At 52.0% G+C, this 16,641-nt stretch carries 15 protein-coding genes; 9 read left to right on the forward strand and 6 right to left on the reverse strand.

The genetic code is table 11. The features are described 5' to 3' along the window. The coding region (locus tag SQ11_RS13895; RefSeq protein WP_041514801.1) for a cytochrome c oxidase subunit 3 at window positions 1-267 on the forward strand (267 nt) is incomplete at its 5' end. Window positions 268-323: 56 nt separating this feature from the next. Here SQ11_RS13895 and SQ11_RS13900 read toward each other — a convergent pair. Beyond that, window positions 324-515, reverse strand: a complete 192-nt coding sequence (locus tag SQ11_RS13900; protein WP_041514802.1) for a twin transmembrane helix small protein — start codon at window positions 513-515, stop codon at window positions 324-326. Window positions 516-630: 115 nt separating this feature from the next. Here SQ11_RS13900 and SQ11_RS13905 point away from each other — a divergent pair, with 115 nt between their 5' ends. The 4 genes from SQ11_RS13905 (at window position 631) to SQ11_RS13920 (ending at window position 3,517) form a co-directional block, all read left to right on the forward strand. Further along, complete coding sequence (locus SQ11_RS13905) at window positions 631-1,299, forward strand: SURF1 family protein (protein WP_269746054.1); 669 nt, start codon at window positions 631-633, stop codon at window positions 1,297-1,299. A gap of 37 nt (window positions 1,300-1,336) precedes the next feature. Further along, a complete protein-coding gene (locus tag SQ11_RS13910; protein WP_232298017.1) occupies window positions 1,337-1,882 on the forward strand; it encodes a hypothetical protein in 546 nt (181 codons plus the stop codon). Window positions 1,883-2,013: 131 nt separating this feature from the next. Further along, entirely contained in the window at window positions 2,014-2,907 is an 894-nt protein-coding gene (cyoE, locus tag SQ11_RS13915) for a heme o synthase (protein ID WP_041514805.1), read from the forward strand. Between the two features lie 10 nt (window positions 2,908-2,917). Further along, window positions 2,918-3,517 carry an SCO family protein gene (locus SQ11_RS13920; RefSeq protein ID WP_041514806.1) on the forward strand — a complete coding sequence of 200 codons (600 nt, stop codon included), beginning with the start codon at window positions 2,918-2,920 and terminating at the stop codon, window positions 3,515-3,517. A 75-nt stretch (window positions 3,518-3,592) separates the two neighbouring features. Here the strand turns inward: SQ11_RS13920 and SQ11_RS13925 are convergent, their stop codons facing one another. The 3 genes from SQ11_RS13925 to SQ11_RS13935 form a co-directional block, all read right to left on the reverse strand. Beyond that, a complete protein-coding gene (locus tag SQ11_RS13925) occupies window positions 3,593-4,963 on the reverse strand; it encodes an FAD-binding oxidoreductase (RefSeq protein ID WP_041514807.1) in 1,371 nt (456 codons plus the stop codon). Window positions 4,964-5,025: 62 nt separating this feature from the next. Further along, window positions 5,026-5,613: a BON domain-containing protein gene (locus SQ11_RS13930; RefSeq protein WP_041514808.1), complete on the reverse strand. Its 588-nt coding sequence runs from the start codon at window positions 5,611-5,613 to the stop codon at window positions 5,026-5,028. Window positions 5,614-5,727: 114 nt separating this feature from the next. Further along, window positions 5,728-6,066 carry a YraN family protein gene (locus tag SQ11_RS13935; protein ID WP_041514809.1) on the reverse strand — a complete coding sequence of 113 codons (339 nt, stop codon included), beginning with the start codon at window positions 6,064-6,066 and terminating at the stop codon, window positions 5,728-5,730. A 385-nt stretch (window positions 6,067-6,451) separates the two neighbouring features. On the opposite strand from SQ11_RS13935, the gene rsmI reads away from it, so the two are divergent. From rsmI to sixA, 3 genes are all read left to right on the forward strand, one after another. Beyond that, entirely contained in the window at window positions 6,452-7,306 is an 855-nt protein-coding gene (gene rsmI / locus SQ11_RS13945; RefSeq protein ID WP_041514811.1) for a 16S rRNA (cytidine(1402)-2'-O)-methyltransferase, read from the forward strand. Between the two features lie 205 nt (window positions 7,307-7,511). Beyond that, complete coding sequence (locus SQ11_RS13950) at window positions 7,512-7,751, forward strand: thioredoxin (protein WP_041514812.1); 240 nt, start codon at window positions 7,512-7,514, stop codon at window positions 7,749-7,751. A 511-nt stretch (window positions 7,752-8,262) separates the two neighbouring features. Continuing rightward, window positions 8,263-8,715 carry a phosphohistidine phosphatase SixA gene (gene sixA, locus SQ11_RS13955; RefSeq protein WP_041514813.1) on the forward strand — a complete coding sequence of 151 codons (453 nt, stop codon included), beginning with the start codon at window positions 8,263-8,265 and terminating at the stop codon, window positions 8,713-8,715. 44 nt (window positions 8,716-8,759) lie between these two features. Here sixA and SQ11_RS13960 read toward each other — a convergent pair whose 3' ends face one another. Then, window positions 8,760-11,282, reverse strand: coding sequence for an NAD-dependent epimerase/dehydratase family protein (locus SQ11_RS13960; protein WP_041514814.1), 2,523 nt, complete (start codon window positions 11,280-11,282; stop codon window positions 8,760-8,762). A gap of 863 nt (window positions 11,283-12,145) precedes the next feature. Between SQ11_RS13960 and SQ11_RS13965 the strand changes: the two genes are divergently transcribed. Then, window positions 12,146-14,044 carry a potassium transporter Kup gene (locus SQ11_RS13965; RefSeq protein WP_041514815.1) on the forward strand — a complete coding sequence of 633 codons (1,899 nt, stop codon included), beginning with the start codon at window positions 12,146-12,148 and terminating at the stop codon, window positions 14,042-14,044. Window positions 14,045-14,180: 136 nt separating this feature from the next. Here the strand turns inward: SQ11_RS13965 and SQ11_RS13970 are convergent, their stop codons facing one another. Next, complete coding sequence (locus tag SQ11_RS13970; RefSeq protein ID WP_052494279.1) at window positions 14,181-16,613, reverse strand: EAL domain-containing protein; 2,433 nt, start codon at window positions 16,611-16,613, stop codon at window positions 14,181-14,183. Window positions 16,614-16,641: the final 28 nt, after the last annotated feature.

The raw sequence follows: 16,641 nt of genomic DNA on the forward strand, positions 1-16,641 counted from the left end.
CAGGCGTATGAATACGGACATGCCTATTCCGACCTCAACCTCAAGCTGACGACCGGCGCCTATGGTGCGTCGTTTTTCATGCTGACCGGTTTTCACGGCTTCCATGTGACACTGGGCTCCATCATGCTGCTGGTGATATGGTTTCGGGTCATGGCGGGCCACTTCACGCCCGAGAATCACTTTGGCTTTGAAGGGGTCGCCTGGTACTGGCACTTTGTGGACGTGGTCTGGCTGGGACTGTTTATCTTTGTCTACTGGTTGATATAAGGTAGCTGTCCGGACTTGAGGAATCGAGCTTTGCGGCCGTCCTTAAGTCCGGCGAATCACTGCAGCGGTATGAAGCCTAGATAAGTACCCGTCATCAGCAAGGCAAAGAGGAACATTGACAAACCAATGCGAAAGGTCAGGGACCTGACAGTGCGCGTACCCTGTCCCTTGTCCTTGACCAGGTAATACAAAGCGGATGCCAAGCTGGTGAGTATGAAGAACAGAAATAGTGCGACGACGATTTTCAAGGCTAATTCCGGTTGTTGTAGGATTCAGGAACAAGTTTAGCCGAGTTCCACACACTATCCAATGACTATTTCAGGCTGGCGGTTCACGCCGCGATTATGGTCAACAGTGACTGCGATGGTTGTTATAGTAATTATGTTGCAACTTGGTAACTGGCAACTCTCCCGAGCTCGGGAAAAGGAATCAAGGCAGGAGCAGCTGGATTTGCGCTCCCGGCAACCGGCAGTAGCGTTGCCTGCAGTACCTGTCAAGTTTGAGGACATGCAATACCGGCATATAGAGGCTAGTGGCGTTTATGTACCGGAACATACGATTTACCTAGATAATAAGATATATCAGGGAGTTGCAGGTTACCACATTATTACCCCCCTGAGGATCGGCGCAAGTTCCATGCATGTTCTGGTAAATCGTGGCTGGGTAGCCGCGGACCGCGACCGTAGCAAGTTACCGCAGGTATCCACACCTGAGGGTCCGGTAGCGGTTTCAGGGGTAGCAGCATCCGCAACACAGAAAACGCTTGAGCTTTCCGATGAATTGGTATCCGGCCAGGTATGGGAAAATCTCGATCTGGAACGCTACCGCACAGTCACGGGGTTAACACTGCAGCCCGTGATGATATTGCAGCAGGATGATATAAAGGACGGCCTAGCGCGTCAGTGGACCCGGCCGGACTCGGGTGCGAGCAGGAACCTCGGTTATGCGTTTCAATGGTTCGCGATGGCATTCGCCGTATCGATTATTTATTTGGTGTTAAGTGTCAAACGAGAGCGCTCCGAAAGCAAATAGAACAAATAGGCGTACGCTGATCTTGTTGGTGATACTGATGGCTGCGCCGATTATTGCTTCTTATACGCTTTACTTTTGGGAGGTGAAACCTGAGAGCATTAACTATGGTGAATTGCTCGAAGTAAAACCCCTGGCGGGGGATGGTTTGAATCAATCCAACAATACCATTTTCCGCATGCGTGACCTACGCGGGAAATGGGCGCTGATATCAGTAGATTCAGGAAAATGCGATGAGTATTGCCGGAAAAAACTCTACTACATGCGCCAGGTCCGACTGATCCAGAATACCGAAAAAAACCGCATAGAGCGGGTATGGTTAATAGACGATCCGGAAATACCGGCGCCTGAAATTGCGAGCGAATTTGAAGGCACATGGTTGGTTAATGCGAAAAATAGCGAAATACTCACCCAAATTCCGGCGAAAGCATCGCGGCATGATCACATATACCTCATAGATCCCATTGGAAATTTGATGATGCGTTTTCCCAAAAATCCGGATCCTGCACTCATGGCTAAAGATATCAAACGGCTGCTCAAGGTGTCTCAACTGGAACACGCGATGGGGACGGATTCAAAGCATTAAGGCATACCAAGGCTTCAGCTCCATCCGGGAGGTAACGCATTGAGCAATAGATTACAACCGCAAGTAATTTGGTTTTCGTCAGATAGAGCAGGCGGATGTACCTGCGACAGATGAATTAGGAGATAACAATTATGGCTACTACACTGGCTTGGCAACAAACCGCTTCGCGTCTGCAGGAATTTTACCGGCTAACCAAACCGAGGGTCGTGTCACTCATCGTTTTTACCGCGTTCATCGGCATGTTTCTCTCGGTCCCTGGCGCGGTTCCATTAAACGCGCTGATATTCGGTACGCTGGGAATTGCGCTCGTGGCAGGTGCGGCGGCGGCGGTAAACTGCCTGGTGGAACAAAAGCTCGATGCCGTCATGGCACGCACACGTGCCAGGCCGTTACCGCGGGGAAAGGTAACTTCTCCGGAAACCTTATTTTTTCTGGCACTCGTCGGCGGGGCGGGATTGCTGATTCTTCATGAACTGGTAAATCCCTTGACCATGTGGCTTACACTTGGCACATTTGTCGGTTACGCCATCATCTATACCGTCATATTGAAACCAATGACACCGCAGAATATCGTCATTGGCGGTGCTTCCGGTGCGATGCCGCCTGTGCTGGGTTGGGCGGCGGTGACGGGTGAAGTGACTGCCGATGCGCTGCTCCTGTTTCTCATCATCTTCGCATGGACACCTCCCCATTTCTGGGCGCTGGCGCTTTACCGCAAGCTGGAATACGCCAAAGTAGGAATGCCGATGTTGCCGGTAACCCATGGCGACAAATTTACGCGCCTGCATGTTCTCTTGTACACGCTGATACTGATTGGCGTGACGCTCATGCCCTACGCCACGCAAATGAGCGGACTCATCTATCTAATCGGCGCAGGAGTATTGGATGCGGTATTTCTATACTATGCGGTAAAGATCTATCTTGACTATAGCGATCAGCTTGCGCGGAGAACCTTTCGCTACTCGATACTTTATCTGACGGCATTGTTCGCCGTGTTGCTGGTAGATCATTACATCCGATTCTGAAACTATTTGCATGAGGTCTCGTACCTTCTATGCGATCATAATATGGTCGGCGGTCCTTGCGATGGCCGCTTGCGGGAATACCGCAAAGCCAACTTTCCTGGCAACGGATGTCACAGGGGCCGAATTCGGTAGGGATTTCAAACTCGCCGACCATAAGGGTACATCCAGAACTCTCGCTGATTTCAAGGGTAAAGCGGTAGTTCTCTTTTTTGGATATACACACTGTCCCGACATATGTCCCGCCACCATGGGAGAAATTGCCGCCGCCCTGCAGAAGTTGGGTAAAGACGCGGCGCGTGTGCAGGTGTTATTCGTTACCGTTGATCCGGAACGCGATACCCCAGAGCGGTTGGCGCAATATTTATCGGCATTCAGTCCGGCATTCCTGGGACTTCATGGCGATCCGCAAACAACCAAAGATATCGCCGGCGAATTTAAGGTTGTTTATCAGAAACAGATGGGAGATCAACCGGATCACCACACCATGGATCATTCTTCCGGGACCTATATTTTTGATCCGAAAGGAAAACTCAGGTTGTACGTGAGTAACGGCGCGGGCCGCGATGTTTTTGCCCATGACATCACGGAACTATTGAGAACGTCCGCGTAGCGTGCCTGCGTTATGCGGGAGACGCAGGTTCAAAGCGCTTATTTGCATTGTTCCAGAGTGATATGTGATACGTCTTTACCCGGGAAATAATTTTCCCGGGTTAAGAATATTGCGTGGATCAAATACCCGCTTGATATCTTTCATCAGTACCAGTGTTGTCGAGTCGATCTCCTTGCTCACATATGCGCGTTTTTCGCTACCCACTCCATGCTCGCCCGATAATGTGCCATTGAGCCTGATTACCAGATCGAACATCTCATTCAGACATTTTTCCGCCCGGCTCATTTCATCCCCTGCGTCAGGATTTACCAGCAGATTGACATGGATATTGCCGTTGCCGGCATGACCAAAATTGACGTTGGCAATTCCGTACCTGCTGGTTAACTGCGCCAGCTCTTCCAGAAATTCCGGTAATGCCGAAACGGGAACTACAATATCTTCATTAATTTTCTTTGGTGCAATATCGCGCAACAGCGGGGATAGCGTCTTACGCGCCAACCACAAAGTAGCGGCGTCCGCAACTTCCTCCACAAGAATCAGTCCCGTATTGCGGCAGGCTTCGCGGATGGACGCGCTTAATGCCGAAATATAACGAGAAGGTCCATCTACCTCAATCATCAGCATGGCACCGGTATCCGCAGGTACCATGTCGGGAAAGCGTCCGCGTATTAGATTAAGCGCGCCTGCATCCAGGAACTCCAGCGCACTAGGGGTTTCGGGAAGTGCCATAATCCTGACGATGGCTGAAGCGCAGCTTCTGGCATCGCGATAATGCGCGGTAAGCCCGCTACGGGCCTGAGGAAGCGGGGTAAGTTTGAGAGTCGCCTCCGTGATGACAGCCAGCGTGCCCTCGGAACCGACCAGAAGCCGCGTTAAATCGTAGCCTACGACACCTTTAGTGGTATAGCATCCGGTTTTAATAAATTTCCCCGCTCCCGTCACCGCCCTCAGCCCCAGCACATGGTCCCGAGTCGTTCCATACTTCACCGCATGGGGACCCCCTGCGGAGGTAGCAAGATTCCCGCCTATGCTCGAATAGGCGGCACTGGACGGATCGGGAGGCCAAAAAAAACCATGGGGCTTAGCCGCCTCCTGTATTGATTGATTGAGAACGCCCGGCTCGGCGACAATCACCCGATTTGCCGGATCCACCGAAATAACACGCAGCATGCGTTCCAGCGACAATGCCACCCCACCTTGTTCGGGAAGGCTTCCTCCTGACGTACCTGTGCCGCGCCCGCGTGGAGTGAGGGGGACGCAGTGATCGTTGCAAAGCGCTACGATGGCTTGAACTTCCTCTGCTGTCACCGGGAAAGCAACCGCCGCAGGCGGAAATATCTTTCGGCTATTGTCGTAGGCGTAGGTATAACAGTCTACCGGATCCGTAAGCAGCCGATCGGATGGCAGAAGATTCCGGAGCTGAACAATGAAGTCAACGGGAAGCATTCTTAGAAAACAGCTAAACGGCGCCGCCGGTAGCCAACGATTTAATGATAAAAATAGCGGGGTCAACCTTGGTATTCAAAAACTTTCACCACCTTTTTTACGCCACTGGTCGAACTCGCAACTTCCACCGCGCTCTCGGCCTCCTTGCGGCTTACCATGCCCAGAAGGAACACGACACCGTTTTCCGTAACGACTTTTACATGATTAACCTGGAATTTCCCGGCGTCGATAAAGCGTCCTTTAACTTTAGACGTAATCAATGCATCATTACTGCGAGACATGAATGAGCTTATCCCGGCTACGGCTATTTCGTTAGTCACGTTGCGTACATTTTCGACACCCGTGACCAGATCTCCAATTTCCTTTTTTATATTTTCAGACGGAACTTCTCCCGTGAGCAGCACGTTGCGATTAAAGCTTGTCACATTCACGTGAACATTACTCCCAAATTTCTCACTGATGCGCCGCCCACCTTTTATTTCGATGCCCTCGTCTTCGACAAAAATACCTCCAGTACGCCGATCCTGAGATACTGCTACACCTGTTCCAACACCGGATACCACACCGGCCGCGATCAACGCGGCACACCCGGGCAGAAACGGAAACAGCAACGCCAGCAAAAACAGCCATCCTCCACCCAAACTTCTCATCAATACTCTCCTATGTAAAAAACATCTGCCATATTCTCCAGCCGCATCAAGCGGTCTATCGAGGGTTACCGAAAAAAGTACCAGGATGGTAATGTCCCCGACCCGATAATAAAGTTACTCATCAAAGGCATTTTTTATCCACTCTATCTTTCCACCGTTGGAGCCCGACAGCAACACCGCATCAAAACGACAAGGAGGTACCGCCTTTAAGCCGGCAAGATAATGTTGCGCTGTACGTAACAGCTTCGCCTGTTTGAGCGACGTAATGCTAGCCGCCGCCCCACCAAAAACTAAACTCGTACGCAACCGTACTTCGACAAAAACCAGCACTTCCCCATCTCTCATGATGAGATCAATCTCACCAAAGCGGCACCGGTAATTCCGCTCAAGTAATCTAAGGCGCTGATGCAAGAGAAATGTCTCAGCGCACCGTTCGGCTTCGCCGCCCTTCATATCCACATGCCCGCATAATCCCGGCTCATCAAGGTGATAAGCGTATCGCCCTCTTGGCTCTTGCAGCTTCGCATAATGTAAATATAAGGTAGTACGATAGCATAGACTGAGAACATTAAGGGCTTTCGCCATAACCCTCCGCGATAACCAATATTATATTTCACAATGCCCCACAATTCGATCATGGCGCTTTATCGCTAATTTCTTGGATCACCGGTACCCGGGAACTCAGAGGCAGTAACCGAGACCTGCTGTTCATTCCAGAAAAGTTCATGGCGTTTATCTCGTCCGCGTACGCATACCTGTCGTAAAATCAATTCCGTTCAATTAAAAAGCTGGCAAGTTGCCTTATAGCACGCCCATTCATGAAGACAATCCAACTAGCATGAATCCCATCAATACAATATCCGGCGGCACACTCTATATCGTTGCCACCCCCATAGGAAACCTGCGCGACATTAGTTTGCGGGCGTTGGACGTACTCTCTGCGGTGGATATCATCGCTGCCGAGGATACCCGTACGACTGCGCCCCTGTTGACGCATTATTCGATCGCCAAGAAGATAATGGCATTGCATCAGCACAACGAGCGCGCTATGGCGACAAAGGTCATAAATTTGCTCGCGCAGGGAAAATCCATCGCTCTCGTCACCGATGCCGGAACGCCGGGAATTTCCGACCCCGGTGGAGCCCTAGTGAGGCTGGTGCGGGATCAGGGTCATAAGGTTATTCCGATTCCGGGGGCCAATGCGGCAATTTGTGCCTTGTCCGCCTCAGGGATCGATACGCCTCATTTTTTATTTTATGGGTTTCTCCCTGCTAGTTCGGGGCATCGCAAACGCGAACTGGAGGCCTTGAAATCGCAGCCGAGCACGCTGGTATTTTACGAAGCCCCCCATCGCATAGTTGAGTGCGTGGCCGATCTGGCCGACGTGCTGGGCATGCATCGCCAAATCACCATTGCCAGAGAATTGACCAAAGTGTTCGAGACTTTCCACAGCTGTGTCTTGCGCGATGCCTGCGCGTGGCTGCAAGCCGAGCCTAACCGTCAGAAGGGCGAGTTCGTGCTGTTACTCTCTGGCGCTGAAGAAGATAAAGGGGAGGTCAGCGACTGGGCACGACGTACACTGACGCTTCTCCTGGAAGATCTGCCGCTGAAACAGGCTGTCAAACTCGCTGCGGCGATAACCGGCGAAAGTAAAAATACGCTGTATGCGTTGGCCTTGGCGCTAAAAGGGTGAGACAAAATAATGGCACATAGTAAGATAACTGTCATTCGCGGGGACTAAAATGCAAAATACACAATCAATAGAAGCCCACAGTCCCCTATCTTTGATCCCCCGGGGGTCTTCGGTTATAATCGTTGTGTCGCACGGTTGCAGCTTAACTCGTTCTTGCGAACGTGGGTAGTCCCCACTGACATCTAACTATTTGGAGATATCGACTATGAAAACACCCGCTACCTTTTATCATGCTGGTTGTCCTGTATGTGTCGAGGCCGAGCGTCAGATTGCTGACGCCTTGGATCCCGCCCGCTACGATGTGGAACTTGTGCATCTCGGTGAGCACGCGGATCGCATTGCAGCTGCTGAAGCGGCTGGCGTGAAGTCAGTGCCCGCAATCGTCATCAACGGCGCACCTTTCCACATCAACTTCGGCGCCCCGCTTTCAGCGTTGAAGTCTTAATTCCAGCGGACGGCGGGCGGATGCCCGCCATTTCCGGAAGCATTATTTCCTGTCATTCACAATGAATCCAGCTGTCAGGGTTCCCAACCGGCACTCAATATTGGCAAGTCTCCTTTAGAGCGGGCTCATTCGTTGCCAAGACGATTTTACGTGGCACTCCACCCGAGCAAATCCAAGCATTATTCCCTATAGCGCAGTCAATCCTTGCATGCGAATGCGCGAGCGGTTCCGATTTGGCACTTAGAAGCCACATGATCTTAAATCCGTTGACCGCCATTTAATGGATCAGTGTTATGATTAATAATAATATTCCGCATTATTTAGTGCTCACCTTTGGGTGGGGCCGTTACAGCGCGAATGGCAAAGTTTTGATGGCACATGGTTGCGTTGTTCACAATGCCCTGGAATAGAGCGATTATTCCGTTTCTTGGTACCTTGTCCCACCCTAAACACCGCGCACTTCACCCCGATAAACTATCGGATTCAGGATGATTTTATAAGGAGAGCAGATATGGAGCTCATTCTATGGCGTCACGCCGAAGCGGAAGAGGGTATACCCGATAGCGCGCGGGAACTCACGGACAAGGGATCAAAACAAGCGCGCGTTATGGCTGAATGGCTTAAGTCAAAGTTACCGAAGAATACCCGTATCATAGTCAGTCCTACCAAGCGTACCCAGCAGACTGCGGCTGCGCTTGACGACAACTTCGAAACCGTCAGGACAATTGGGCCGGGTGTCTCCGCGAAAGCCATTCTTGCCGCCGCAGGTTGGCCAGATGCCAAAGGCGCGGTAGTGGTAGTGGGCCATCAGCCTACTCTCGGAGAAGTCGCGGCCTTCCTTATGTCAGGCGAGCCTGTGGCGTATAACATCCGGAAAGGTGCAGTATGGTGGTTTAGCAACAAGAAGAAGGGAGATGTGGCCGAAGTGGTCTTGCACACCAGCATTTCTCCGGATATGTTGTAGTTTTGTTCGCAGTGGCTTTCACGCTGTGCACTGGTGCATCCCTTTCACCGTTTCTTCACCAGACTGATCGACATCCAACGATCCCATGCGCCGTAATGGTTGCGGATTGGGCCGAGCGGCAATGCGAGCAGGATCAATAATACGCCGGCAACAACGCTCGCTGCTCCCGCCAGGCCGGAATATCCTGTCAATAACCAGGGTGCCGCAATCAGCCATGCGCCGAATAAAATGTTGACAAAGCGCAGCGGCTGCGCCACCTCGCCCATCGCTATAATCGAGAAGGTAACCACCAGCGCACCGGTCACATGATCGCTGTCGGCGGCCGCGCCTTCGGTATCGAAAATTACGCGCGTGAACATCAGTGCAATGCCAATAACAACACTGACCCACATAGTCCACATAAAGATAACACCGCTGCGCATTATTTCACGCAGCACGGTCATGGGCGGCGCGTCAAAGCCGGCTGATTCATCGGTGCCGCCATTTTCCATAGCATCTCCGTGCCACAATACATGCCATACTGATTTCCCCTTTTGCCGCCGATCTTGCATGAACTGTAGCGTTGCCAGGATCTCATCGAGCGAGTAGGGAATCTGCAGCAGCATGGCTAACGACGCAATCAGGCATGCCGTACACCAGGTGCCGATGACGATGGGTTGGATAATGATGAAGTAAATACTGACCACACCCAGCGGCACAATCAATATACCGAAGAACAGTACCATCCATGGCATGGTGCGCCAGCGCCGTTTGTCGCCAATGATACCCGTGACGATTTCCAGTACATAGACCATAGCGCCCAGGCCTGCATCCGCCACCGGCCATGCTTCTGATACTTCGGAAGTAACAATGCGCACGGTTCCATCGTCAAAGAACGGATCCCAGGCATTCTCAATATGGCCCAACTGGAATGCAGCCATATAACGTGAAAGAAACAGGCCCACAAATGCGAGCGCCACGACGGCAATTCGTTGAATCATTGTGGATGGGTTGCCATTCCAGCCTGGCGGGGCATCCGGCCCTGTCATCCGGGCGATCGGGCTGACGCCAGGCGCTGGCGGTATGCCCACCGCAAAAAGAATGACGAGCATCCCAATCAAGGTGTCATTCGCATATGCTGCCGCGCCCGAAGTCCAGAAAATGAGCGGGGCGAACAACAGCCAGACGCCTAGAAGCGCTGTGATCCAGCGAGCCCAGCCATAATCGCGTGCTAATGATAGCAAGCCGAAAATGATGATCAGCAAGCCCGTGGCGACATCACTTGCTGTCATCCAGGTGGAGGATAGCGCCAGCCCGCGCTGTGTGGGTGTAGTGAGTTCCGTGGGTACCATCCAGGATTCCGCAAACCCTAAGATGAACGGACTCGACGCCAGCCACAAGCCCAGTGCGACGTTGGCAAAATGGCACCACAGGGTTTGCATGTGTTCGCTATGTTCCTGTCTACGGTTTTCGTCAATCAATGTCGAACTTGGAATAGGGCTATCCTCAATATCTTCAAGCCATCGCGGCAAAGGGATTTTGTTGCGCCTATACCAAGCTCCCGGGCTATTTTTTAGGTGACCGACAATTTTTGGCAGTGTTTCTCGCAGCGTATGCCTGGGTCGCCAATTCAACAGTTTCCTGGCGCGTGAAATGTCCAGTTCGAAATGGTCGTCCGACAAGGCCACCATGAATGGTTTGACGAAGGGCTCAATGCCGCGATCAATGGCATCGGGGACGACATCTTCCATTCTGTTCTGCAACCATGCGCCGGCAATCGCAACTGTCTTTGGAACCTGGTGCGTACTCCAGGCTTCACCATGAATCAGTTGCCCCATCAAATTCTGTAGCTCTTCATAGCTTTCGGTGATCGGGTCGCCAATTAGCATCGTGACTTCGTCAGGCAAACCTGCACGCCGCTCGATTGCTTGGAGAAACGCGCGTGCCACGTCATCCAGATGCACGAATGATTGTCCGTGCGATATGTTGCCGGGGAATACATGGCTCTGCATTTGTCGCTCATAAATCCGCTGGAGCTGGTTGGCCAGCGATGGCACTTCACCCCAATCGGTATAGACTCCGGCCAGTCGAAATATCACCATCGGTATGCGTCCGTGGTGTAGACGGACCTCATTTTCCGCAGCCACCTTCGATTGCGGATAAGGCCACTTGGGTTCAAGCGGTCCTTCCTCGTTGATGGGCAAACCCGGCTTGGTAGGCGCGTGCACCAGCATGGTGCTTGCGTAGATGAATTGCCCGACCTCGAACGCTTGCAGGGCCTTCAGCAGGCGCTGTGTTCCCTGAACGTTGACTTTATCGTACAAAGGATTGGGTTCATCGGAGAAATCATAAAAGGCGGCCAGATGAATGACGGATGCAATTCTTTGTCCGTAGCGCTGCCGCAATTGCTCGCATGCACGGGACATTGCTTCATCTGACGAGATATCTGCACTAATGCAAGTATCATTATTGATGCATTCCTGCTCGAAACCGACAATCGCATAGTCATCACCCAGTGCGGCCGCGATTCCCTTGCCGATCCGGCCTTCTGAACCGGTGATGAGGACAAGTGGTCTTTCTGGAGACATGCAATTTTCCGATTCAAATCGCGATGGACGGTTCCCAGGCGCTACGGTGAATTAAGCTTGAATCCGGCGGTTGACCGCTCATAGGTGGCGTTATGATCGACAGAGATTCTTTGCGCTTACTCGGCCTTCACCTTTTGAGTAAGCTTGCTCCCGGCGGATTTGGTTAAAAGGATAAAGGTGAGGAATAATCATGGTCGGTACGGTAAGCCACACACACAGAGAGAGGGTATGTAGTCATCAGCTATAAGAACATCTTCTTATGCAGGTCGATCCTGTCGGATATTTTCTGAATCGTGACGAGATGAGTGCTTTGTGTCGTCAACATACAGGTCGTGTACAATAAGAACGTAATCTCGCACAACTGGGGCGATCATCGACCATTCATTGCCGCAGACACACAGCAATAAGCCATTCAGTACGCTACCCAATGAAAGGGTCTTCAAATTTATAACACTTGTCCATTTCATATTGAACCCAGATAATCCATTAGGTCGCTCTCTGAGCCTACCCAAATGCGGGCGGTTGGTTTGTGGCAAAACTGCCTCGCCTTCATCTCGCGTCCTGATGGATTACCTGGGTTGAAGTAAAGAGGACCGCCGTACTGTATGCGGTTCACTGCTGAAATCTTTTAGCCTCCTATGTGCCGGCTTCAATGCATCCACCTTCTTGATCCCGCGGGCAGGAAATACAAACGTCATACCGGACGAAGCCCGTGTCCCATGGCGTTCTAAATTTGTCCCTGCCGGTTGGCCACTCATTCTCTCGACTTTCTCAGCATCGCACCACATGATCCATAACGACTTTCCGCCGCAACTTAACTTCACCTTGTTGGTGAGTTCACCACCCCTACGGGATTCGGGATCATGACCGGCGAAAATACCGGGATGAAAACAACAGCCGGCCACCACCCTCTGGGCGTTCTAAGCCTGGCCGCACTGGGCGTGGTCTACGGCGACATCGGTACGAGTCCTTTATACGTCATGAAGACGGTTTTCGATCCCATCTACGGGCTTGCTGTCAGCGAGGACAATATAATCGGCATAATCTCGCTTATTTTCTGGGCGATCATGATTGTAGTGTCGCTCAAATACATAACGTTGATCCTGCGCGCGGACAACAAGGGGGAGGGCGGCATCATGGCGTTGCTGTCGCTCGCCAGTTCTTCGGTCGCAAATCATCCGCGACTGCGCAATATGCTGTTTCTCATCGGTGGCTTTGGTGCGGCGCTGTTTTATGGCGATGGGGTTATTACACCGGCCATTTCTGTGCTGAGTGCCGTGGAAGGGCTGGAAGTGGCTACCCCGTTACTCAAGCCGTACGTGGTACCCATCACGTTGACTGTGCTGATCGCACTTTTTGTAATCCAGCAGCGGGGAACCGGGGGAATCGGCGCCATGTTCGGGCCGATCACGCTGATATGGTTCAGTACGCTCGCCCTTGCCGGTCTCGCCAATATTAGCGCCGCGCCGCAGATATTGGCGGCGCTAAATCCGGTTCATGCCATCGCCTTTTGCCTAAGCAATGGGTGGCTGGCATTCGTTGCCTTGGGTGCCGTGGTACTCGCGATTACGGGTGGAGAGGCACTCTATGCGGATATGGGACACTTCGGCGCCAAACCCATCCGCTTTGCCTGGTATGGATGTGTGCTGCCAGCGCTAACCTTGAATTATCTCGGGCAGGGAGCGCTGCTGCTCTCCAATCCGCTAGCGATTTCCAATCCTTTTTATCTTTTGTTTCCCGTCTGGGCGCTTTATCCGGCTGTAGGACTGGCGACCGTGGCTACCGTCATCGCATCGCAAGCCGTTATCTCCGGCGTTTTTTCCATGACCAAGCAGGCCATCCAGCTTGGATTTCTGCCTCGCATGCAGATAAAACATACCTCGGATCGAAAGATCGGTCAGATATATATTCCTTTCGTCAATTGGACACTGCTTGCAGCGGTGATCATGGCGGTGCTGGGCTTTGGTTCATCCTCCAGTCTCGCATCCGCGTATGGTTTTGCCGTGACTGCCACGATGGTCATTGAGACACTGCTTACTTTTTTCGTACTCCGCTACGCCTGGAAATACTCCTGGTTTTTAGCCGTTCTTGCGACAACCATTTTTATCGCCATCGACATGACATTTTTTGCGGCTACCACTCTGAAACTTGCCCAGGGCGGGTGGTTTCCGCTGATAATCGGGGTAATAATTTTTACCATTATGGCTACCTGGCAGCGCGGACGTCAAATCCTGTTCGAGAACTTGCGCTCGGCGGCTATTCCGCTCCAGCCGTTTCTGGAATCGCTGATGGCGCACCCCCCGACGCGCGTCGCCGGTACATCGATCTTTTTGACCGCCGATTTAGATGGAGTGCCTCATGCGCTACTGCATAATCTTGCACATAACCAGGTTTTGCATGAGCGGGTGGTATTTTTGACGGTGGCTCTTTTGGAAACCCCTCGCGTTCTTAAAGACCAGCGAGTATCCGTAAAGCCATTAGACAATAACTGCTACCAGATTACTGTCCGTTACGGTTTCAAAGACGAACCCAATCTGCCCTACGCACTTGAATTGTGCCAGGCACATGGACTTGTATTCGAGCCGCTACAAACATCCTACTTTCTTAGCCGCCAGATTGTCGTACCGAGTTCCGGTGCCGGCATGGCTTTGTGGCGGGAACGGCTTTTTGCAGCGATGATCCGCAATGCCAGCAACGCGGCTGAGTACCTTAAGCTACCCGCTAACCGGGTTCTCGAACTGGGAGCACGGGTTGAGATCTAGCAGCCTGTGGGACTCAAAGGAGATGAAATAGACTCCAAAGGTCGAATGTAAAGCCTCGGGCCGGTTCATATTTCGCTACGGGGTTCAAGAAACCGGTTTGCGGAACTCGTGTCGTGGACGCAAATGAAGGTTAATTTTATTCCTGGAGGCGGGGCACGAGTTTCTGAAAATCCTCAATTGGCATGGGTCTTCCAAACAAATAGCCCTGATAGGTATAACAACCGTTCCGAGCAAGGAAATCACGCTGATCTTCTGTTTCCACACCTTCGGCAATGACTTCCATCCCAAGACTATTGCTCATCACAATAATGGTGCGGACGATTACCTTATCGCTCGGGTCAGTCGCTATATCGTTCACAAAACTCTGGTCAATTTTAATCTGCTCTAGCGGCAGGCGTTTAAGATAGGTCAATGAGGAATGCCCGGTGCCGAAGTCATCCAACGAGAAGCGTATGCCGGCGCCGCACAATATCTCCATTTTTTCGATGCTATGGGCAATGTCTTGCAACACCAGACTTTCCGTAAGCTCAAGCTTGAGCTTGAGCGGATCGGCTCCCGATTTTTCCAATACCTCAAGTACCTCCTCGACAAAATCCGATTGACGGAACTGACGTGCGCTGATGTTGACGGCAAGCTGGAAGTTGCGGGTACCTGGATCATGTTCCCATTGCTTGAGTTGCATACAAGCCATCTGCAACACCCACTTTCCGAGCGGCACAATAAGTCCTGTCTCCTCGGCGATCGGAATGAAAACCATCGGCGAAATCATCCCCCGTTCGGGATGTTGCCAGCGCAGCAGGACCTCGGCGCCGACTACAGTGCCGTCTGCATTGACTTGTTTCTGATAGAGGAGCCTGAACTGTTGACGCGCGATTGCCTGACGCAGTTCAACCGCCATGGCCGTCCGCATCTCCAACGCGATCTGCATGGAAGGATCGAAGAAACTTAGCGCGTTGCGACCTGCTGTCTTAGCCTGATACATTGCAGTATCGGCATGTTTGAGCAAATCATCTATGCTGGTCTCGCCATCATGAAACAAGCGGATACCGATGCTGGAAGAGCCGTGGTATTCAAACCCCTGAAGCTTGAAAGGCTGGGTGATGGAAGCCAGAAATTTTTCGCCGATATCTTTGGCCTGAGCCGCCGCCGGCACGGCATCTTCGCTGAGTCCTTCGATGATTACGACAAATTCGTCGCCACCTAGGCGGGCTACGGTATCGCTGCTACGCACACTCCGCCGGAGACGTCTGGCAACCTCAATCAAAAGCAAATCACCGATATCATGGCCTCGGGTATCGTTAAGTGTCTTGAAGTTATCCAGATCGATGAACAGGATCGCACAATTGGTCTTGTTACGGGTGCTATGAAGCTGCGCCTGTTGTAAACGGTCTAGAAACAAGCGCCGGTTGGGTAGCCCGGTAAGCGGATCATAGAAAGCAAGCTGGTGGATTTGGTCTTCCGCCTGCTTGTGTCCGGTAATGTCCTGTATTACCGCAATGTGATAATCGGGTCTTGTACCCCGTATCCACATGGGCGAAACGGTAAGTTTCACCCAGATTGCCACATCATCCTTGCGGAACAGCCGCTCCTCCATCTCGAATTCGCGTATTTCTCCGGCCTTGAGGTGCTCCATATTGCCCACGGTGGCATTGAGATCATCGGGATGGATAAGGGACTGGAAATCGAGCGAGAGCATCTCTTCCGGTGTATAGCCAACAATGTCGGCATACTTCTGATTGACGCGCACGAAGTGGCCGGTTACGGTATCGATTTGCGCGACGCCCACAGCCGCCTGCTCGAATAGAAATCGAAAGCGCGCTTCGCTTTCTCCCAGCGCACTTGTACGTTCGGCGACAAGCCATTCGAGATTCTGGTTCAGTTGCTGCAAGCGCACTTTGCCCTCTTGCAATGCCTCTTCACGCGCTGATGCCTCGATACGCAGTCTGATGTTCTCGTGGAGAGTACGCCCCACTCGTGACGCGTTTTGCGAAACAACAATTAAAAAAAGCGTAGTCATCATGCCCATGGATAGGGAGATCTCGCTGCCTTCAATCCCGAAACGCACGATCAGCGGTATCAAAATCAGCGATAAGAAGCTAAATACCGATACTTTGTCCACAGACAGCGATGTGATGCCCCCGGCGGTTAAGCCAGACAAGACAAAACAAAGAAATGCCTGGTGGGGTATATTTCCTTCCGGGAATAAGAGAATCCCGCCGACGCCCCAGACCAGTGCGCTGGCGATGACGCCTCCCCGAAAACGGTGCCTCCAAAACAATATGGAAGTTATATCGCATTGGCTGTTGCGTTGCCAACGTACCATTAGAACCGTTCTCCACAACGAGACTATGCTGATCGATACAAGCCAGCCGAACAGCACGATGGGATCTATCATGGATCTCTGTACATAGACTAGAATCAGTGCAAGCACCAGATTTGCGCCGATCGAGGTCGGTAAGTTGGCATAGAGCAGGCGAACGGGCTCGATCCTCAACACATCGGATTGTGCGGTGTTAAAGCTACCTAATGGTTCCGGCTGTAACATGTAGGGGCTTATGAATTTGAGCATGGCTAAGTTCTCAGATCACGGCGTTCGC

The organism is Nitrosospira sp. NpAV (assembly GCF_000832065.1).
Classification (GTDB): domain Bacteria; phylum Pseudomonadota; class Gammaproteobacteria; order Burkholderiales; family Nitrosomonadaceae; genus Nitrosospira.